The sequence below is a fragment of the Pirellulales bacterium genome, assembly GCA_035546535.1.
In the GTDB taxonomy this organism is placed as follows: Bacteria; Planctomycetota; Planctomycetia; order Pirellulales; family JACPPG01; genus JACPPG01.
The window spans coordinates 1-20,741 of record DASZWQ010000100.1 but is presented as its reverse complement, the minus strand read 5'-3'; the positions used below and the strand labels follow the sequence as shown (position 1 = coordinate 20,741).

Below are 20,741 nucleotides of genomic sequence, written 5' to 3'. Positions count from 1 at the left end.
GACGCTACTAAAGACAGGCTTTGGACCACGATGGGTTTTCTCGATCGCTTCAAGAAAAAGGGAGAGACGCCGCCGCCGGAGCAAGGCGCGAAGCCTGCGCAGGAGCACGCGCCCGAGGGGACGGTGCGCGTGGGTCCCGGTGAGAAGACGGTCATCGTGGCGGATCGCCCGACGGTGGCGGCAGCACCGCCAACCGTGGCAACACCTGTCGCGACACCTCCTGCCGTATCTCCAGCTGCCAAAGCTCCCGCGCCGACCCCGGCCGAGCCTGCTGCAAAACGATCACCTCCCGAGCCCGAGACGCCGGCCCCCGCGCCCGCCGAGCCGCCAAAGAAGACCGGCTTTTTCGCCAAGATTCGCGAAGGCCTGAAAAAGACCACGCGCATCCTCAACACCGACATTCGCGACCTGTTCAAGAGTGAAGGCCGGCTGGTCGACGATGCTTTTCTCGATGAGCTGCTGGAAATCCTCATCAAGACCGACATGGGCGTGGCTTTTGCGCAGCAATCCATCGAGCAGGTGCGGACCGACTTCCGCGGCCGTGTCGTCCACATGGAAGACGTCGTCGGCAGCCTGAAGAAGAAGCTCAAGGAGTTGCTGAAACAGCCCGAGGAGCCGATTCGTTTTGCTCCCACCGGCACGACCGTGATCATGGTGGCAGGCGTAAACGGCGCCGGCAAGACGACGTCGATCGCCAAGCTCGGGTGGACCTTCATCAACCAGGGCAAGAAGGTAGTGCTGGGCGCCGGCGATACCTTCCGCGCCGCCGCCGTCGAGCAACTTGGCGAGTGGGCCAAGCGCTTAGGTGCAGAAATCGTCAAGGGTGAGGCCAACAGCGATCCGGCCAGCGTCGCGCATCGCGCCGTCAGCCGCGCCGTGGAAATCGGCGCCGACGTGTGCATCGTCGATACGGCCGGCCGTCTGCAAACGCAGCAGAACCTGATGAAGGAACTTACGAAGATTCACACCGTCATCGGCAAGAAGGTGCCCGGCGCGCCGCACGAAGTGCTGTTGGTGCTCGACGCCACGACCGGGCAGAACGGCATCAGCCAGGCAAAGAGTTTTAGTGAAGCCGTGCAGTGTACGGGCATCGTCTTGGCAAAGATCGACGGCACCGCCAAGGGCGGCGTCGTAGTGGCCATTCGTCAGCAGGTCGGCCTGCCGGTGAAGTACCTCGGCGTCGGTGAGAAGGCCGAGGACATGACCCTTTTCAATCCCGACCAGTTTGTCGAAGCCATGTTCGACGATCTGCTTCCGACCGGAGGGGTGCAATAGGCCTCGAAGATTTCCGGCGTGATGGCGACACTTCTGATAGAATGACTAGAGTGTGCGAATTGCTCTGGAGAACGTCGTCATGTCGTACGATCTGTCGCCGGATGTCGAACGTCTGGTGCGCGAGAAGTTGGCGTCGGGCCGTTATTCCTCCTTCGAGCAGTTGCTTCTCGAAGCACTCGAATCACTCGAAAGCAGCGAAGAAGAGGAGTCCGCTATAGCGGTCGGGCTGGAATCTGTCGACCGAGGCGAACCAGGCGTGACGCTCGACGAGGCGTTTTCGCGGCTCCGCGAAAAGCACGGCCTTCGTGACTCGTAGTTACGGCGCAATTCACTAGCAGCAAAATGAAATTCATCGTTCCGCGTCCAGCCGCTGGCGGAGCAGGACCTTGAAGCTGCATTTCTTTGGGTTCGCCGCATGCTCCGGAAACTGCCGGGCGGTGGCTTGTCAAGGTTCACGAAACGTTGGAGACTCTCGCCGACTACCCACACCGCTGTGCGCTGGCGCCCGAGCATCGAAAGCTGAAACGCGAACTGCGGCCGTTACTATTCGGGAGACGACCTCACGTCTTTCGTGCTGTCTTCGTTATCGACCACGACGTTGTGCGAATCGTCCGGATCCGTCATGGCTCGCGGCGACCCTACACGCGCCGCGAACTTACTGATCCCAGCGCGTAGAACAAGCCGTTGAGGATCAGCAGGTATCCGCCCATATCTGCTCCGTTGCAAAGGGCTCCCGCTGTGTCCAGAATAGCCCTCGGCGCGCCCGAGCTATAGTTGTTCTGGAACCTTGGGAGGGACCTGCCTGTGCGACGCGCACTTCGTTTTCTGACGCTAGCGATCTTCGCGGTCTACCCGTTCGCCGCAGATCGCGCCGCTGCCAATGATCTTGCCAAGCGCATCGAAGCTCTTATCGACGCGCCGGAATTCCAGCATGCCCATTGGGGCTTGTTGATCGTCGACATGGAGTCGGGCGACACGCTTTACGAGCGCGCGGCCGACAAGCTGTTCGCACCGGCCTCGACGACGAAGTTGTTTTCTGTTGCCGCGGCACTCGACGAATTCGGCGCCGACTATCGTTTCGAAACGCCCGTCTATGCCGACGGGCAGGTCGACAGCGACGGCCGATTGCATGGCAACCTGGTGCTGGTGGCCAGCGGTGACTTGACGATGGGAGGCCGCACCGACGAGGCAGGCCATATCGCGTTCGTCGATTCGGATCACACGTATGCCAACTTCAGTCGCTCGGCCGAGATCACGCGCTCGGATCCGCTCGCCGGGCTGAACGAACTGGCCCGGCAGGTCGCCGCCGGCGGCATCAAGCACGTCGCGGGGGACGTGCTTATCGACGATCGATTGTTCGACACCGCGCAAGGGACCGGCAGCGGGCCAGGTCGCCTGACGCCGATCATGATCAACGACAATTTGATCGACGTGCGGATTTTGCCGACCACGCCCGATCATCCGGCCAAGGTCGAGTGGCGTCCGCATACGTCGGCGGTACGCGTCGACGTGCAAGTCGAGACGGTGCGCTCCGAGGATGAAACGCGCGTCGACATCGAATCGCCCATCGGAGACGTCGTGATCGTTCATGGCCAGATCGCGGCCGAGGCGAAGCCGCTCGTGCGAATTCACGAAGTTCCTGACGCGGCGTCGTTCGCGCGGTCGCTGTTGATCGAGGCGTTGCGGCGCGCGGGGGTCGACGTGCAAGCCTCGCCCTTGGAGTCGAACGACGACGACGAGCTACCTGACGAAGAAGATTACCCGGGGCTATCGCGCGTGGCGGTGCTGAAATCGCCGCCGTTCTCGGAATCGGCCAGGCTGATCCTCAAGGTCAGCCACAATCTGCACGCCAGCACGTTGCCGCTTTTGATAGCCGCCCGGCATGGCGAGCGCACGCTCGCGGCGGGCTTGCGCCGGCAACACGATTTTCTCGCCAAGGCCGGCATCGACGTCGACACGATTTCGTTCGGCGGCGGAGCCGGCGGCGACCGGGCTGATTACACTTCGCCGCGCGTCACCGTGCAACTGCTCCGCTATATGGCCACGCGGCCCGACTTCGCCGTATACCACGACGCGCTGCCGATTCTCGGCGAAGACGGCACGCTGGCCACGGCCGTACCCAAGGACAGCCCTGCTCGTGGAAAAGTCCGCGCCAAGACCGGCACGCTCGTCTGGTCGAATACGATGAACGGCACGTCGATCCTCAATAGCAAGGCCCTGGCCGGCTACGGCACAACGCACTTAGGAAAGCGCGTGGCCATGTCGCTGGTCGTCAATCAGGTGCAAATCGCGAAGTCCGAAGACCGCGAACGCATCGGCCAGGTGCTCGGCAGGCTGTGCGAGGCGATATGCGAGGAATAGTTGGCAGCCGGCCGAGGGCAGCAGGCAGTTAGAAGATTTGGTCGCTAGCCCTCAGTAGTTCGCCGTGGCGATCATGTTGCATTTGCCTTTCACTGCCATCTGCCGGCTGCCCTCTGCCGGCTACCCTCTGCCGGCTACTTCAAGTACCGCTTTGGCACTTCGGCGCCTGCCACGTAGTTCAGCTTGCCGAGCTTGCACATCTGGTAGACGTTGATGCGGAAATCGGGGCAGGTGCTGACGAAGCAATAGGCATCGGTCGGCGAGAAACCGTAGTCCGCGATCAGCCAGTCCATCAGGTTGATCGTGGCCGTTTCGACCGCGACCTCCAGCGGGCGAAACGCGTACACCGACACGATCGAGTCGGGCTTTTCGATCCGCATCCATGGCAGCCGCTTCTGCTTGATGACTTCCAGCTTCAGGCGCACCGTCGATTTCGTTTCGGCAGCCGTGCCCGTGAATTCCGTGTCTCCCTGGCTGGCGTGTACGTCGCCCAGATAAAAAAGTGCGCCCTGGTGAAACACGGGCAGGTAGATACGGTTCCCGGCCGTGGCGTCGCGAATGTCGAGATTGCCCCCCCATTCCCCTTGCCCGTCGACGCTGGTCGTGACTTCACGGTCAGGCGCGACGCCCAGCGTGCCGACGAAAGGGGTCAGCGGCCAGGTAATGCGGTCGTTGAATTTCAACGTGCCGTCGCGCATCGTGCCGCTTGCGCCCGCGGTGTGGCGAAAGATGCGCGTGGTGTAGTCGGCCGATAATTCGGGCCAGCGCGTCGACTCGCCGAGCGGCCCGCGGCGCGGCCCGACGGCGATCCACGAGTAATCGTCGACCACGATTTCTTCGATCGAGACGACCAGCACGTCGCCGCGCTCGGCGCCCTTGACCCACACGGGCCCGCCAATCGGATTAGCCAGTGGCGGCAATCGATCGAAGCCGGGGCGACGGGCGGGAATGGCCTTGTCTTCGGGGGTGCGGAAGTAGCCGGTGCTGGCGTCGTACGTTTCGATTTCGAACGTCTCGCCCGGCTCGACCTTCAACAGCGGTGTGTCTTGGCTATTAAAGGCGTATTTGCGTGCCTGTTCGCGCTCGATGCGTTGCACGATGTCTCCTCCGGCAGTAACTGGTAATCGAATTCCGGACCGCACGCGCCCCCCGCGCGCAAGACTACGTCCTGAAATCCGCCGTTGCCCAGGTCCCAAAAAGCGTTCGTGCGGGGACCGAAAGAAGGAAATCCTTGAACGCCTGCTGCCGCAGGCGTGATTCCCGGCAAACCGTCTCCGCTCGATGGCCCGCATTGTCGACTGCTGATGCGTCGCTGGCCAGGGGAGACGAGAAGAATTGTCGTTAACGGACGATTCGCACCCGCGATTCGCTCGTCATCATGTCGTAGACGTCTTCAATGTCGCGTGGGCTGAGGCGGATACAGCCTGGCGAGTTGGCCTGGCCGATGCTGCCCGGGTCGTTCGTGCCGTGGATGCCGAAGTGGTCATCCAGCCCGATCCAATACTTGCCGAGCGGGTTGGCCGGATCGTTCGCGTCGATCACGCGGTCGGGTCCGTAATAAGTCGGATTGGGTGTTTTGTTCTTCACGACAAACTCACCCTCGGGCGCCGCTTGATCCGCTCCGATCCCGATGGGAAAACGCCCGGCGAAACGACCGCCTAGCATCATCGTCAACTGTCGCGTGCGCATGTTGACGCTGGCGTCGAACGGCCCTTGCACGACTTTCAGCTTGTCGCCGGGACGCAATTGATTCGGATCGCCCACGCCGTTGATCTTGGCCAGTATCTGCCAGGGCACGCGGTATTGTTGGGCCACGCGGTCCAGCGTGTCGCCGGGCTGTACTTCATAGGCCGGAAGCAAGAAATGTTCTTGCGAGTAAATCACCGTGCCCGCTAATTGGTTCAGTAGCGGCATCAGCGCCTGTTGATCCTGCTCCGTGAGGCGCGGGTCGTCGTACCAGCGCGACAAGAGAAGCAGGGCCGGATCCAACCGCGACTCGGCCAAGAGCGCCTGCGCCGTCGCGAAGTCGGTGGCGAACGTGCTCTCGGGCAAGCCACTCGCCGGCGGAGCATTGCCGGCCGGCTGGACAACGTTGGCGCCGTTCATCGCTCCATCGCCGATTGGCGGCTGCTGAACGTCAGGCACGGTCATCGTCGCGTCGTTCACAGGTGGCGGCGCGAGACCGGCAGAGCCATCACCCCCCGGCAGCGCGCCAGGATTGCTGGGGCCCACACTCGGTGCCACGAACGGCGGCGCCGCGCTCGTGTCCGGCGCGGCGGGCGTGGCGGTGAAGGGAGGCGCCTCGACCGCCGTGGCCGTTTGTGGTTGTACGACTTGCGGCGCCGGCGATGCCGCGGCCGGCGGCGCGCCGGTGAGATTCGCGGGCGGTGTGTTTTGCGAGCCGTCCATCGTGGGCAATTCGATTTGCGGACCGCCTTGCCAATCCTCGGCGACTACGCCGGGTGGCGGCTCGACGTCGCGCGCGCCCGTGAGCGCAACGTACACGCCATAGGCGACCGCGGAGAGTACCGCGACAATGAGGAGCGTCTTAAATGCCTGCACCGAGTGTTCTCCTGAAATCCTCGTGCGAACCACGGGGGGACACAATCGGCCGCCGATGGCTCCCGAGCAATGCTGATGCGCGATCGAATGACCGCTTGCTGCGTTGGCCCTAACCCTCTGCCCCGCACGACAAAATGCGGGCAGGATCATAGAAGAAGTCGGCTTTCGACGCTATGTCAGCCGAGTATTCCTGGCAAAGGTCAAATGCATGCGTGGCTTCGACATGCGGCCGCTCTTGCGATCGGTCGTTGCCGTGCCACTTTGACTCCACCAAGCGTGCCGGGCGCGGGTGCCACTGGTGGCTTGTCCTGGCTTGTCAACCAGTGCTACGACCTCGGAATCGAGAAAGAGCGCGCTCTGGGTAACCGTAAATCTTGCCCAGTTTGCGAGCCGCTACGACAGCAGTTACTGCTCGTGTCGCGGCTCATCGCTGCTAGCACGCGACTGCCGCTTTCCCTCGCGCAGCCGGGCGCGGATTTTCTGCAACCGCTCGGCCAACTCGCGCTCGAAGCCGCGCGGCACCGGCCGATAGTATTCGCGCTCGACGCCCAAGTAGTCCTGAGCGGCCACGGCATCGGGGGCGTTGTGGGCATATTCATAGTTCGCGCCATGCCCCAGGCGTTTGGCACCTTGATAGTGGCTGTCTTTCAAATGCACCGGCACCGGCAGCAGCCGCCCCGATTTGACGTCAGCCCGCGCTTCCGAGATGCCGATCGTGGCGGCATTCGACTTCGGCGCGCAGGCCAGGTAGGTCACGGCCTGGGCCAGCGGTAACTGACACTCGGGCAGGCCGACAAACTCGGTCGCCTGCATCGCCGCCACGGCCAGCGGCAAGGCATGCGGATCGGCATTGCCGATATCCTCGCTCGCCAGGATCACGATCCTCCGCGCGAGAAAGCGTACGTCCTCGCCCGCCTCGAGCATTTGCGCCAGCCAATAGAGCGCGGCGTCAGGATCGCTACCGCGGACGCTCTTGATCAGTGCGCTGGCCGCGTCGTAATGAGCGTCTCCCGTGCGGTCGTAGGCTACGGCCTTGCGCTGCACCGATTCTTCGGCCAAGGCGCGCGTAAATACGAGCGGTCGCTCATTGCTCGACAGCACGCCAACTTCCAGTGCCGAGAGCGCACGGCGAGCGTCGCCGTCGCTGATCTCGGCCAGGAATGCAAGCGCGTCGTCCTCGAGCCGCACGTCTTCGTTACCCAGGCCGCGTTCCTTGTCCGCAAGCGCCGCGCGAATGACCTGCTTGATGTCCTCGACCGACAGCGGTTCGAATTGAAATACCCGGCTGCGACTGACCAGCGCACTGTTGATCGCAAAGAACGGATTTTGCGTCGTGGCCCCGACCAAAATGACAATGCCTTCTTCGACGTCTGGTAACAGCACATCTTGCTGCGCGCGGTTGAAGCGGTGGATTTCGTCGACGAACAACAGCGTCTTCTTGCTGTCGGCCGAAAGTCGATCGCGCGCGCCGTCGAGCGTTTCGCGCAATTCCTTGACGCCGCTGGTGACCGCGTTGAGCTGGATGAAAGCGCTGCGGCTTTCGGCGGCCAGCAGCCGGGCGAGCGTGGTTTTGCCGGTGCCCGGTGGGCCGTAAAAGAGCACCGAGCCCAGCCGATCGGCCTTCAACAGCCGGTTGAGGAGCTTGCCTTCGCCCAGGAATTGCCGCTGCCCGACGAACTCGGCCAGCGTGCGTGGGCGCATGCGGGCGGCCAGTGGCTGGGCACGGCGACGATTTTGCGCTTCGCCCGCTTCGAACAGGGAGGGACTGCGAGAGGGCTTCATGAACGACACCACAGAGAGTGCTGATCAAACGACGGCGATCATTGCGTGTAGCCGAAGCATTATATCGCGAATGCGATCGCGCGGCTTGCAGCATGCCGACCCTAGCTGACCGCTTGCGGATAGGTGATGATCGCATGATGCCCACGCCGCTTCTTCACCCGTGCAAAGGGCGTGACCTCGTGCGGTTTGGCCGTGGTCTCGCTCATGACATGTTTCACCGGGATGCCGCGCGAGACCTCGGCATCGGCAATCATCCGCCGGTGGCAGCGCCACCACACGGCCTCGGAGCACATGATGCAGACGCGCTCTTTTCGCCGCAGCGCGTTGAGCTCCGCAAGACCTTGCTCAAATTCTGGGGTCTGCATGTAATCGGCATAGCCGCGGAAGCTGGCGTTGTGCCATCCGATGTTCGGCGAATCCTTCTTCGCGTGCCGCAAGCCGCCCAGCGATTTCAGATGAACGTACTTGATGCCGGCGCGGGGAAGCGCTCGGGCCATGCGCGCTTGGGAAAACCAGGGAAACGCTCGCGACTTGGGTACGGTACGCACATCGACCAGCGTCTTGATTTTCCAGGCCTGCAGAAGCGCGACAAATTCCTGCCACGGCCGCGTCGAATGCCCAACAGTAAAGAGCGTTCGCTGACCCAAGAGGCACCTGGAAGTTGCACGCGCGTAGGGTTAAGAGGGAAGGATTGCCAGGAACGGTGCGCGCTCAAAACAGCGACATCTGCCCCGAAGACGGCCGTGGCGGCTGAAAGCGCGACGTATCCAAGGGTGGTAGCGGCCGATCGAGGCCGTGCTTGGCGCGAAACACGTTAAACGTCTGCTTGATCTGCTCGGCGTACTTACCGCGGCCACGCTGCCGTTCGCGGAACGCCGACTGATACATGGCGCCGCCGCGCGTCGAGCGGATGCGCGATTCGATCTTCGAGAGCGCGTCAGGCCGATTGGTTTGTAGCCAATCCATGAACACCGGCTCGACGGCGAGCGGCAGTCGCAACAGCACGTAGCTCGCGCACTGCGCGCCCGCCTCGGCGGCGGCTTCCAGAATGGCTGGCATCTCGTGATCGTTCAGCCCGGGGATAATCGGCGCGACCATGACGCCCACCGGCACCTGCGCTTCGGCCAGTCGGCGAATGGCCGATAGCCTCGCGGCCGGCCGCGACGTGCGCGGCTCGAGCGAGCCGACCAACTCGTTATCGAGCGACGTAACGCTGACGTGTACGTGAACGAGGTTCTGCCGAGCCATGTCGGCCAGAATATCGAGATCACGCGTCACCAGCGCGTTCTTGGTGATGATTCCGCAGCATTGCCGCGCCTCGCGCATGACTTCCAAGAGCCCGCGTGTGAGCCGCAGCTTGCGCTCGATCGGCTGATAACAATCGGTCACGCCCGACATCATGATCATTTCGCCGCGCCAGCTCGGCTTGGCGAGCGCCGCGCGCAACAGGGCCGGGGCGTCGTGCTTGACCATGACCTTGGTCTCGAAATCGAGCCCGGCGTTCATACCCAAGTACTCGTGCGATGGCCGCGCGTAGCAATACGCGCAGCCGTGCTCGCAGCCGCGATAAGCGTTGATGCTGTAGCGAAAGCCGATGTCCGGGCTGTCGTTCGTGGCCAGGATCGATTGCGAATTGTCGGGCAGGAATACCGTGGGAACGGCGCGGCGGGCGAGCAACTCGTCGTCGGGCTCAAGTTCGTCGAGCTGCGACTCGAGCCGCACCGCTTCGAAGCGATTCGCCGGGCTTGTCGTCGCGCCGCGGCCGACCAGGATGTTGTGCTTCTCGTCGGACATAATTGCGTTGCAGAGCGATGGCACACGGACGCATGGGTTACGATGCATTATAGAGCGTGCTCGCACCGACAGGCACGCAAAGCTCGCCAATCCGCCCGCAAAAGCGGCAAAAAGAGGACCGAGTCAACGAAAAGGGCAGCGGACGGACAGCCGCTTTTGCACTAAATTTGTACCTTTGATTCGCGGCCGCGCAGTTCGGCGCGCGCTTTGTGGCGAAAAGGTGCGCACCTTGAAAAGTGAACGCAGCGCAGCTCACCGCGCCGGAGTTCGGCGTAGCGATGAATGAGCTCGTCGCGAGACGCACTCTCGAAGGAATGGAAATGCTGCTGTCGTGAGTGGTCGGTGAACGCGTTCATAGAGATGGCGAGTTACTCCGCTGTCAAGACCGAAAAAGCGCGCCGCGCGAATTCGTGGCAAACTCCGTTTGTGGCGTGCGAAGCATCGGTTTATAATGCGACTCAATCGAGGCACGCGCAGAAGCGCGGCCGCGGCGCGTGGAGAAGTCAAAGGAATCTATGCCGTGCTTTCCGTTCGACCCAAAGTCGCCGAGTTGGTTTTCCAACTCTATGGAAGGTCGCTGCATCCCGAGCTGTTCGAGGTTTATAGCAGTCACACCGTCGATCGCGGCGGCTATAAGGCCACGATCAGTATTACGAGCGCCGGGCACATCGTTACCTGGCGATACAAGGGGCTGGTTCTGACCGAGGTATGTGCCTCGGCCCATCATCCGCTGCCGCAAAAGCGCCGGTTGCTGTCATACCGGCTCAAAGGCGAACGCAGCGATCGCATGGAATGCCGCGGGGGCGCCGCCTACCAGGTCAACTTCCAGTTGGAACCAGTCGAGCCCGAGGTCTTCTGGACGTTTCAACAGGAGCTGGCCTTCTCGGGCGAGCGGCAGGGCATGCTGCACCACTTCAATTCCAGCGGCCGCATGGCGCTGGGCGCGCTCAGTTACATCAACGTCGAGACGCGCAACCGCAGCTTGCTCGTGCAAGCGTTCCACACCTTTCCTGACGATTACGCCATCGTCAAAAGTCAGTCGCTATACGAAGTACCGTAGGGCGGATGTCGTCGCGCTTGATTTTTCCTCGCAAATCGTAGGGTGCGCTTTGCGCACCGAATTGCGATTTGGCTCAGGTGCCCACAGGGCACCCTACAACGCTCAGCCCTTCGCGAAAAACACCCGTTCCACGTTGCCACGTAGCACTTCACGGCCGAATTCCACGGCCCGCTCCTCGCTCCAGCCGCGGTCGACACAGAATCGTTCGGCCAGCACCTTGGCCAGGATCCGCTTGTACATGGCGAACTTCGGCAGGGCGAATTCCAGCTTGTACATGTCGCTGTAGTAGCCAATCTGCTTGGTGCGCGGAACCGCCTCGAGCCGGGCCGACGTGTCGTGTTCGATGAACGTCGGCGTGTTCGAGTACCACCAGTGGCCATGTGTGACCACGTTCGGAAAGATCCAGCTGTAGCTCGTCAATTCCTGGTTCGTGACGCTCGCCAACACCGAGATCGGAAATACGACCTGCGGGAAAGCGTTGAACAACTCGCGATATTGAATCAACGACACGCGGCTGTCGTACAGGTCTTGTCCCTGGTAAACGCCCGCCTGGTAGACGGCCCGATTCACGCCGATCATCAGGTCGAACGGCAAGTGATACGCGGCGCAATGCTCGGCCAGTGTCCAGAAAACAAAGTGCGACGCTTCGCGGCGGCGCTCGGCCGCGGCATCGACACCTTGCGCCGCGAGCGCTGCTAGTGCCACGTCCGCCGTCGGTCCACTGACCGGCGCGGGAGCAAAGTCCGGCGGCAGCGAGATCGCGCACGCCCGGGCGCCCTTACTCGTAAAGTGATCGAACAACTTGCCGATCGCCTTGCGCACTTCCGTGGCGCTGCCGGCCTCGCAACCCGTGGCTTTGGCCAGCCGGGCACGCACTTCGGGCTTGGCCAGATGAAACACCAGGTCGTCGGTGCGCAGGCAGGGGATATAGAGCTTCGTGTCGAAGCCGGTGAGCGGGTCGTCGAAATCGTTCGTGAGAAAGACAGCCTCCAGTCGACTCTTTTTCAGAACCTGCGCGGCCCAATCGGGCGATCGCATTTTCGCCGCCGCCGTATCGTACAGCGCTTCCCAGTTGTCGGGCGTCACGCGCTCGTGGGCAAAGCCGAATAGCTCGCGGGACATTTCGACGAGCCAACTGTATTGAATCGTGTTATCGAGTGGCGCCAGGTTCTCGACCAGCCGGCGCACTTTTTCTTTGGGATCCAGCCCAGGCTCTTCGATTTGCGCCTTGGGCATGCCCGCCGAGTGCGCGAGCTCGGTGTAGTAGTGGTAGCCCAGCACGTCGGCCAACGTCTGCGAGGCCGGGGCATGCGGGTTGATATGCGTATGCGGATCGATGAGGACCAGACGATCGAGTTCCTCGAACAGGCGGCGGCGAAGGGCGTCGGACATCGGCGTGTCAGGGCTCTGGAGGATGGAAGCGCGGCGATAGCGTCGCGATCATGTATAGCAAATTGGCCCGCGCCAGCCAGTTAGGCCGCCGCCCACTATATTTCTGAATACGTCCACAGATTTCGCAGAAAGGGGACGAAACTGGGCTTTATCCCGCGATAATCTGCTTCCCTCTGCGTGTGGTTTTGCTCGTGGCTGCCAGCACGCTCTTTCAACCTTGACCTGTCGAGCCACCTTGGGACATATTCGGCCGCCGGTCTGTCGAGCCAGTCCGCTAGCTTTGCGTTTCGAAGCCACTCAAGGAGGAGTGCTATGCCCAGCCTGACCGCCGAATTGGGGCGCGCCGTGACCAATGCTCATCGCAGCATTGTTCGCGCCGGCTGGCGCTTTTCGCGCGATGTGCGCATCCCGCATCGCAACGACTTTCCGTACTTGCTCAACTATCTAGGGCTGGCGGGCGAAGGCGCCGAGATCGGTACCTGCAAGGGCATCTATGCCGAGCGCATTCTCCAGGCGTGGCACGGCAAGATGCTGCATTGCATCGATCCCTGGTACGATTTTACCGCCGACGGCACGTACGTCGATCGTGATAACGTCACGCAATCCGAGCAGGACGAGCGCTATGCAGCCACGCAAAAGCGCCTGGCGAAATTTCGGGGCCGGCATCATTTGCACCGCTTGACGAGTGTCGAAGGCGCCACGCTCTTCGGCAATCGCGAACTCGATTTCGTCTACATCGACGCCCAGCATCATTACGAGGCCGTACGCCAGGATCTGGAATGCTGGGCACCCAAGGTTCGCCCCGGCGGCATGCTGGCCGGGCACGATTATCTCGACGGCGCTCTTGTGCAGGGGCAGTACGGCGTAAAACGCGCTGTCGACGAATGGGCCGCCGCACGAAAGCTGCCGGTCTTGGTATCTGAAGAACCCGATTTCCGGTCGTGGTTCATCCGCCTGCCCGGCTAAATGCTCGGCCCCCCGCGCCAAACTCTGTTACTCGCTGCGCGATCGCTTCTCCCACTACGCGCCGACGAAGGGGCCGCTCGTGCTGTCACATTGCGCAAGGGACGCTTGATTTGTCGAATATCTCGGCAAATTCAGAAAAAAAGGGGACCGCCGCCCGCTTGGAGCCCCCACCGCGACCGGGTAGGATCGACTGCTGGCCCACCCGGGCGGCCGGCCGGTCGCCCTTAGTTCCGCTCCTTCCGCGAGCAGCCTTTTCGAACTCCCGCGATGTACCAACGACTTGGCGACTTCGTAACACGGCATTGGCTGGCCATCATCGTCGCCTGGGCCGCCCTGGTTCCGACGGTGCGCTGGATCGCGCCTTCGTGGGATGCCGTGACCAACGACGGCGACCTGGCCTATCTGCCGGCGCGGATGACGACCGTGCGCGCCGAGCGTTTGATGGAGCGCGCGTTTCCACACAATCGAGCAAAGAGCCAGTTCGTCGTTGTCTTCGAGCGCGAGGGGGGCCTGACGGCACAGGATCGCGCGCTGGTCGAGCAAGTCGGCGCCTGGTTTTCCGATTCCGAAGAGCACGAGTTGCCGATCGTCAGCGTGGTAACGCCCAAGAGTGAAGTCGTGGGACGCCGTCTGATCAGCCCTGACGGTAAGGCCGCGCTCGTGATGGTGAACTTGAATCGCGAGTTCATGACCTTCGCCAACATCGCGGGTCTCGGTCGGATCGAAGGAAAGCTCGAAGCGCTCCGCGACTCGGCTGATTTTCCCGCCGGACTTGCCGTGGGAATCTCGGGCTCTGCCGCTATTGGCGGAGACATGCTGGCCGCGGCCGAAGATAGCATCCGCAACATCGAGATCGCCACGGTCGTCCTCGTTGTGCTCATCTTGCTCCTGGTCTATCGCGCGCCGTTGCTGACGATCATCCCGCTGGCATCGATCATGATCTCGGTGGTCGTCGCCATGGGACTGGTGGCCATGTTGTCACAATTAGGGACGCTCCCCGGCTTCGAGTGGTGCAACTACAAGATTTTCAAGACCACGAAGATCTTCGTCGTCGTGGTACTCTTTGGATCGGGCACGGATTACTGCCTGTTTCTGATCGCCCGCTACCGTGAAGAACTGGAGCGCGGGCTGGATCACGTGCGCGCCGTGGCCGCGGCCGTCACGCATACGGGCGAAGCCGTGGTCGCCAGCGCCCTGACCGCAATTGTCGGACTGGGCATGATGTTCTTTGCCGACTTTGGCAAGTTCTCGAACAGTGGCCCCACGATCGCATTATCACTTTTGGTCACGCTGGCGGCTTGCATGACGTTGGCGCCAGCGATCCTGCGGGCGACCGGACAACTGATCTTCTGGCCGTTCAAGGTGCAGGTCCTTTTCGATGGAAAGGGGGCCGTTGAAGGCGATCGCCTTGCCGGCGGTTTCTGGGACCGACTTAGTCGCGCGATTTTGGCGCGGCCGGCCGCGATTCTCTTGGCCAGTGTCGTGCTCCTCGCGCCGCTTGCGTACGTCGGCTACCGGGACGTGACGATCAGCTATGATCTGGTGCGCGAGTTACCCAAGGATCGTGCCAGCGTGATCGGCACGTCGATGGTGCGGCGCCATTTCCCCGCCGGCGAGACCGGCCCGATCGCGGTGCTGGTACACCAGCAGGACGGCGCCTTCGATACGCCGGAAGGAGAGCGCAACATCGCACACCTGACGCGCCTGCTGTACGACATCGACGGCGTGGAAAGCGTGCGCAGCATCACCGAGCCCTTGGGGGACAAGCCGGGGACAGGCAGCACGCCGATCACGGCAGCCGGCCGGCGCAAGCTGGCCGCGCGCAAGCATCCGCGCAGCCAGGCCTTGTATTTGACGCAAGTTCCAGAGCTGGCGGGGCAAGTCGCGCGGCTGGATGTGGTGACGCGTTACGAGCCCTTCTCGCGTGAAGCGGCCAACCTCGTGGAAATCATCGATGAGCGGCTACTGAAATTGTCGCACGATGAAGGCAGCACGTGGCACGGCGCAGAATTCGATTTCTCGGGCCCCACGGCCGGGACCCGCGACTTGCGCGCGGTCACCAACTCGGACCAGCGGTTGATTCAACAGCTTGTCTGCCTGGCCGTTTACGTCGTGCTCATCGCGATCGTGCGCAGGCCGCTGATTTCGATCTACCTCGTCCTCTCGGTGTTGTTCAGCTATTACGTGACGATGGGCGCGACCGAGCTGCTGTTCCGCTGGGCTTATCCGGACTTCGACGGCCTGGACTGGAAGGTACCGCTTTTTCTGTTCGTGATCCTGGTGGCCATTGGCGAGGACTACAACATCTACCTGATCACCCGCGTCATCGAGGAGCAGCGCGAGCGCGGGCTGCTGGCCGGTCTGAGGGCCGCCGTGGTTCGCACCGGCGGTATCATTACCAGTTGCGGCGTAATCATGGCCGGCAGCTTTATTTCCATGATCACGGGGACGCTACGGGGAATCGTCGAGCTGGGTTTCGCGCTGTCGTTGGGGGTGCTCTTGGACACCGTGGTCGTGCGGCCGATTCTCGTTCCCGCCTTTTTGGCCCTCTGGTGGCGGCGAGATCGTGGCCACGTCGTGCAGGCGGCGCTCGAGCAGCCCCGCGCCGTGCGGCCTTCCACCAACGGGAACGCGCCGCTGCGGCCGGTCGAGGCCGAGCCGGTTCGATCGGGTGACTCGCGCGATCGCTAGCGCGGCCGCGTGCTGGGGGGTGCGCTAGCGCAGCTTTGCGTTGCCGTGGATGCCGGCTCGCACCGGTCGCCGCCGCTTGCTTTCGAAAGCGCGCCACCGGCTCGAGTCGTCGCCGTGATTTGCCACGTCGTGCATCATGCAGTGCACAAGGACTGGGCAAATTGCGGGAAATCGTTTTTTGCCCCTTTTTTTCCTAACCGAATTGCAAACAGCCAATTACGTCCTATCATTCGGGTTCGGTCGGCGCGGGCCGGCATTTGTTTTGCCTTGAGCCTCTGTTTGCTTTTCGCCCGGGCTCTCTCTCCGCGGCGATTAAAAGGGGGCGGACCGGTATAGAGCCCGGTGCCAGTTCCACAATCCTTCTGGTTCTGCGAAGTCGAAAGGAGCCACCGTGAAGCCCAAAGAAGTTCTGGCGTTGTGTCGTGAAAAGGACGTCAAGGCAGTCGACCTGCGGTTCATGGATTTTCCCGGCATCTGGCAGCACTTCACCATTCCGGTGAACAAGCTGGACGAGGACGTTTTCGAAGACGGCCTGGGCTTCGACGGTTCGAGCATCCGCGGTTGGCAGGCGATTAACGAAAGCGACATGATCCTGGTGCCGCAGCCCGAGACGGCCGTGCTCGACCCCTTCACGACGCTGCCCACCTTGTCGATGATTTGCAACATTCAGGACCCGATCACCCGCGAGGATTACTCGCGTGACCCGCGCAATGTCGCCCGCAAGTCGGTGAACTACCTGAAGAGCACGGGCATCGCGGACACGGCCTACATCGGTCCCGAGGCCGAGTTCTTCATCTTCGACGACGTGCGCTTCGACGCCCGCGCCAACGAATCGTATTACCACCTGGACAGCATCGAGGGTGAATGGAACCGTGGCCGGGTGGAGAACCCGAACCTCGGCTACAAGCTGCGGCACAAGGAAGGCTACTTCCCGGTTCCGCCCGCGGATCAGTTGATGAACATCCGCAACGAAATGATGCAGACGATGATCGATTGCGGCATGGACGTCGAGGCGCAGCACCACGAGGTGGCCACCGCCGGTCAATGCGAAATCGACCTGCGCTTCCAGAACCTGGTCAAGATGGCCGACCAGATGTGCATGTACAAGTACATCATCAAGAACGTGGCCAAGAAGTACAACAAGACGGTCACGTTCATGCCCAAACCGCTGTATGGCGATAACGGCTCCGGCATGCACACGCACATTTCGCTGTGGAAGGGGAGCGAGCCCTTGTTTGCCGGCAGCGGCTACGCGGGTCTGAGCGAAATGGCCCTGTACGCCATCGGCGGCTTGCTCAAGCATGCTCCGGCGATCCTGGCCTTCAGCAACCCGACCACCAACAGCTACAAGCGCCTGGTGCCGGGCTACGAAGCGCCGGTGAACCTGGCTTACTCGCAGCGCAATCGTTCGGCCTCGTGCCGCATCCCGATGTACAGTGCTAGCCCCAAGGCCAAACGCGTCGAGTTCCGTTGCCCCGATCCCAGCTGCAATCCCTACCTGGCCTTCTCGGCCATGTTGATGGCCGTGATCGATGGCATTCAGAACAAGATCAACCCGGGCCAGCCGTTGGACAAAGACATCTACGACCTCTCGCCGGAGGAACTCGCCGAAGTGCCCAAGACGCCGGGCGCGCTCGACGAAGCCTTGGCGGCGCTCAAGGCCGATCACGAGTTCTTGCTCCGCGGCGACGTGTTCACCGAGGACGTCGTCAGCACGTGGATCAACTACAAGAGCGAGAAGGAAGTCGACGCCATGCGGCTGCGTCCGCACCCGTACGAGTTCTGCCTGTACTATGACATCTAGAATCGCTCCGGTGCGAACCGCGGGTGATCGAGACTGTGCAAAAATCCTCTCCCTCCCAGGGAGAGGGTAGGGTGAGGGTCAAGGCATGATACAACGACGAGTGCTTTGTGAATGACGCGCTTCCCACGGATCTGTTGCGGAAGCGACTGGCGTGGAAACGCTATTGTCGCTTCAACGCTTTACCCTCCCCTAACCCTTCCCTGAAAGGGAGGGGAATTATGCGTGGCCGGCGATGCGTTCGGAACTACTTCCCTCCCAGGAAGAGGGTAGGGTGAGGGTCGCAGCGTTCACTGCAACAAGGCGCTCACGCCACGCCGCTTGGCGCGACACAGTTCGCTTGACTCAGAGCGCCGGGTTGGTAGCCTGACTGCCAGCCCGGCATTTTTGTTTGCGCCCGCAGGCCCGCATTTCGCGCTAGGGCGCCCTCACCGCGCACTCTCTTCCCGGAACGGATATACACACCCATGCCAATTACCGCTGCCACGCTCGATAAGCTGCGCCAGTTCGATACGCCCACCATCTGCAACGTCATCGAATTGTTTGACGTCATCCCGCGCAACCGCGGCTACATGGACGGGAGGATCAGGTGCTGCTTTCCCGAACTGCCGCCGATGGTCGGCTTCGCCTGCACCACCGCCTTTCGCAGCGATGCGCCGCCGGCCGGGGGCGACGCCTACGGATCGATCGAAAAGCAGCTAGAACGGTTCGCCGATCTGGGGGGCCCGGCCGTGGTGGTGTTTCAGGATCTGGACGATCACGCCGTGGCGGCAACTTTTGGCGAGATCATGTGTTCGACCTATCAGGCTTATGGCTCGGTCGGCTTAATCACCAGCGGCGCCGGTCGCGATCTGGACCAGGTCCGCGCAATTCGCTACCCGGTCTTCACCGGCGGCACCATTTGCTCGCATGGATATTGCCATATGCTGCACATCGGTGCGCCGGTGCGTGTCGGTGGTCTGATGGTTTCGCAGGGGGACCTGCTGCATGGCGATACCAACGGTGTCACCAGCATTCCCTTGAAGATCGCTGCGGCCGTGGCGGACTTGTCGGCGGAGTTCGTGGCCGCCGAAAAGATCATTCTCGACTATTTGCGCACTCCCGGCACAAAGACCGTGGCAGGTTACACCGCGGCGCGCGAAGAATACGGCGCCGTCATCAAGCGCCTGACCGAAAAGGCCAAGGCCAGCCGGTAACGCCCGTGGCGTTTTTTTCACCATCGCAAGAATCGCCGCTAAATCCTTCCAACGACGGCGGCGAATCGCACACGATTCTAACTTGACGCTGACGATTCCCGAACGCGGCACCTCTATAGTGTCGCCCGTCGGGTCGATCGTCACCCTCGATTCAGACCTGGCCCTAATTTGGTCGTGCGATGGTTCCGGGGACGTATCAAAGCAGCTTAGCTTCCCACATCGTGAGTTGATACGTCTGCGGCCACGGCCGCGCAACACACCGTCGCACACGCCAAACACTTCTTCCCGCGCCGCCACCAGGTTGCTTCTCGGAGCGACCTGGTGGCCTTCTTTTTGCGCGGAGCTATCGACGCAGCCGGCGACCGGCTGGGCCGCACGATTCGGCAACGGCAAACCCTCTCCCTCGCAGGGAGAGGGTAGGGTGAGGGTCGAGCGCTTACAAAGCAAATGCCACTTTCTGCGATGCGCTCGCCGGAGGAAACGGCAATTCCGAATCTGCGCGTTACCCTCCCCCGGCCCCTCCCTGGCAGGGAGGGGAGGTGTTGCGGCGGCCTTCGACATCTTTAGAGATCTACTTCGCTTTCGGACGACTACTTCTTGTCGGTCTGCGCCGGGGCAGGCGAATCGTCGATCAACTTGACGGCGTTCTCGATGAGAACCTCGCCGGTCATTTCGCCCAGCGACGTGTTCGACACGTACTCGTAGCGCTTGAAGCTGTTGAAGTCGACCTTCGTCAGAATGTACCCAAAGGCATCGTTCGTCAGCCCGAACAGCATGTTGTTCTTCCCCTTCATCTGCCGCTTCAGGTAATAGCCGATGTTCGGCAGCGCCTCGCCGGGGATGGTGAGGATTTGCGAATCGCCGATGTTGATCAGGTTCATCCGCGTAGTGACCGATTTGTCCTCGTTGTGCGGGTACTTGAGTGGCGAGGCCAGGATGATGGTCCACATCAACCGCGAGTCGACCGGAAACTTCACCTGCCGCGCATAACAGCTCAGGCCTGGATCGGCTTGCACCGGCGCGTCCTTGATGATGCGCTGGGCCTCGCTGGCCATTAGCTGGCCGATGCGCAGGCATTCGTCCCACACACGTGCGTCGTGCCACTTGGCGTGGATCGGGTCCGAGGGTTTGTCAAGAATTCGATTGTCGGCCGTGATCATGCCCCCTTGCGCGCCGTTCATGAACATGCCCTGGCCCCCCAGGTCGGCTTCCAGCTTGTCGCACAGAGGGCCGACCAGGTCGGGACTCACCAGTCCGACGCCATTGCCCAACACTTCGGGATGCACCGCGTAATTCACCAGCGTCACGATCGGCTTGCCGGCCGGCGTAAGCGCCTGAATGACGGACATCCGCGGATCGTATAGCTCCGGCGCGTAATAGTTGTAGGCGATCTTACCCTGGGCTTCGCCAGTGGCGATTTTCAATTGCGCCGGCTGCAGGTTGTCGAGCGCCTGGTTCAGCGCCGCCGCCGCCTGGTTACAGACGAAGTCCATATACTTCAGATCGCCCGAGGGCTTGCCGTCGAGGCCGGGAAAGCCGTAGCAATCCGGGGCGCTATGCGTGTGCGTGGAGCCGATCAGAATATTGTCGGCCGGAATCCGCGGAACTTGCTTGTGTACCCGTGCGCAGAGCACGGATGGGAAGCCCAATAGGTCGAGCTGTACGATCGCGACCTTGGTCTCACCCTGGACGAGCACCAAGGCTCGGGCGGTCAATTCGCCTTGCTTGGCTTTGGCCGGGCGGCCGGGACCGACGCCGCCCGAGACCGGCAGCAAGGGGTCGGGCGTGATGATCGAGCGGCCGACGCCGACTTTCAGTTCGGCACGGGCGATCGAGGCCAGCGAACAGGCAAGAACCAATA

15 protein-coding genes are annotated in these 20,741 nt (G+C 62.1%); 8 read left to right on the top strand and 7 right to left on the bottom strand.

Features of this window, described 5'->3' with window-relative positions; all coding sequences use genetic code 11:
• Positions 1-30 precede the first annotated feature (30 nt).
• From ftsY to dacB, 3 genes are all read left to right on the top strand, one after another.
• On the top strand, positions 31-1,275 hold the full coding sequence (gene ftsY / locus VHD36_12715; GenBank protein HVU88173.1) for a signal recognition particle-docking protein FtsY: 1,245 nt from the start codon (positions 31-33) through the stop codon (positions 1,273-1,275).
• A 52-nt stretch (positions 1,276-1,327) separates the two neighbouring features.
• Positions 1,328-1,591 (top strand): hypothetical protein, encoded by a 264-nt coding sequence (locus tag VHD36_12710; protein ID HVU88172.1) that lies wholly within the window; start codon positions 1,328-1,330, stop codon positions 1,589-1,591.
• A gap of 488 nt (positions 1,592-2,079) precedes the next feature.
• Positions 2,080-3,636, top strand: a complete 1,557-nt coding sequence (gene dacB / locus VHD36_12705; protein ID HVU88171.1) for a D-alanyl-D-alanine carboxypeptidase/D-alanyl-D-alanine-endopeptidase — start codon at positions 2,080-2,082, stop codon at positions 3,634-3,636.
• Between the two features lie 134 nt (positions 3,637-3,770).
• On the opposite strand, the gene VHD36_12700 is transcribed toward dacB, so the two are convergent.
• The 5 genes from VHD36_12700 to VHD36_12680 form a co-directional block, all read right to left on the bottom strand.
• Positions 3,771-4,733 carry an acetamidase/formamidase family protein gene (locus tag VHD36_12700; GenBank protein HVU88170.1) on the bottom strand — a complete coding sequence of 321 codons (963 nt, stop codon included), beginning with the start codon at positions 4,731-4,733 and terminating at the stop codon, positions 3,771-3,773.
• Positions 4,734-4,977: 244 nt separating this feature from the next.
• Positions 4,978-6,198, bottom strand: coding sequence for a L,D-transpeptidase family protein (locus tag VHD36_12695; GenBank protein HVU88169.1), 1,221 nt, complete (start codon positions 6,196-6,198; stop codon positions 4,978-4,980).
• A 405-nt stretch (positions 6,199-6,603) separates the two neighbouring features.
• Positions 6,604-7,980 carry a replication-associated recombination protein A gene (locus tag VHD36_12690; GenBank protein HVU88168.1) on the bottom strand — a complete coding sequence of 459 codons (1,377 nt, stop codon included), beginning with the start codon at positions 7,978-7,980 and terminating at the stop codon, positions 6,604-6,606.
• A gap of 101 nt (positions 7,981-8,081) precedes the next feature.
• Positions 8,082-8,627, bottom strand: coding sequence for a DUF488 domain-containing protein (locus tag VHD36_12685; GenBank protein HVU88167.1), 546 nt, complete (start codon positions 8,625-8,627; stop codon positions 8,082-8,084).
• Between the two features lie 64 nt (positions 8,628-8,691).
• Entirely contained in the window at positions 8,692-9,774 is a 1,083-nt protein-coding gene (locus VHD36_12680) for a PA0069 family radical SAM protein (protein ID HVU88166.1), read from the bottom strand.
• 520 nt (positions 9,775-10,294) lie between these two features.
• Between VHD36_12680 and VHD36_12675 the strand changes: the two genes are divergently transcribed.
• Complete coding sequence (locus VHD36_12675; GenBank protein HVU88165.1) at positions 10,295-10,834, top strand: DUF2617 family protein; 540 nt, start codon at positions 10,295-10,297, stop codon at positions 10,832-10,834.
• A 102-nt stretch (positions 10,835-10,936) separates the two neighbouring features.
• Here the strand turns inward: VHD36_12675 and VHD36_12670 are convergent, their stop codons facing one another.
• On the bottom strand, positions 10,937-12,226 hold the full coding sequence (locus VHD36_12670; protein HVU88164.1) for a glucuronate isomerase: 1,290 nt from the start codon (positions 12,224-12,226) through the stop codon (positions 10,937-10,939).
• A 312-nt stretch (positions 12,227-12,538) separates the two neighbouring features.
• Here VHD36_12670 and VHD36_12665 point away from each other — a divergent pair, with 312 nt between their 5' ends.
• From VHD36_12665 to VHD36_12650, 4 genes are all read left to right on the top strand, one after another.
• Positions 12,539-13,192 carry a class I SAM-dependent methyltransferase gene (locus VHD36_12665; protein HVU88163.1) on the top strand — a complete coding sequence of 218 codons (654 nt, stop codon included), beginning with the start codon at positions 12,539-12,541 and terminating at the stop codon, positions 13,190-13,192.
• 267 nt (positions 13,193-13,459) lie between these two features.
• Positions 13,460-15,883 (top strand): MMPL family transporter, encoded by a 2,424-nt coding sequence (locus VHD36_12660; GenBank protein ID HVU88162.1) that lies wholly within the window; start codon positions 13,460-13,462, stop codon positions 15,881-15,883.
• A gap of 391 nt (positions 15,884-16,274) precedes the next feature.
• On the top strand, positions 16,275-17,687 hold the full coding sequence (gene glnA, locus VHD36_12655) for a type I glutamate--ammonia ligase (GenBank protein HVU88161.1): 1,413 nt from the start codon (positions 16,275-16,277) through the stop codon (positions 17,685-17,687).
• Between the two features lie 464 nt (positions 17,688-18,151).
• Complete coding sequence (locus VHD36_12650) at positions 18,152-18,880, top strand: RraA family protein (GenBank protein ID HVU88160.1); 729 nt, start codon at positions 18,152-18,154, stop codon at positions 18,878-18,880.
• Positions 18,881-19,470: 590 nt separating this feature from the next.
• On the opposite strand, the gene VHD36_12645 is transcribed toward VHD36_12650, so the two are convergent.
• Positions 19,471-20,741, bottom strand: a 1,271-nt coding sequence (locus VHD36_12645) for a hypothetical protein (protein ID HVU88159.1), incomplete at its 5' end; no start/stop codon positions are given.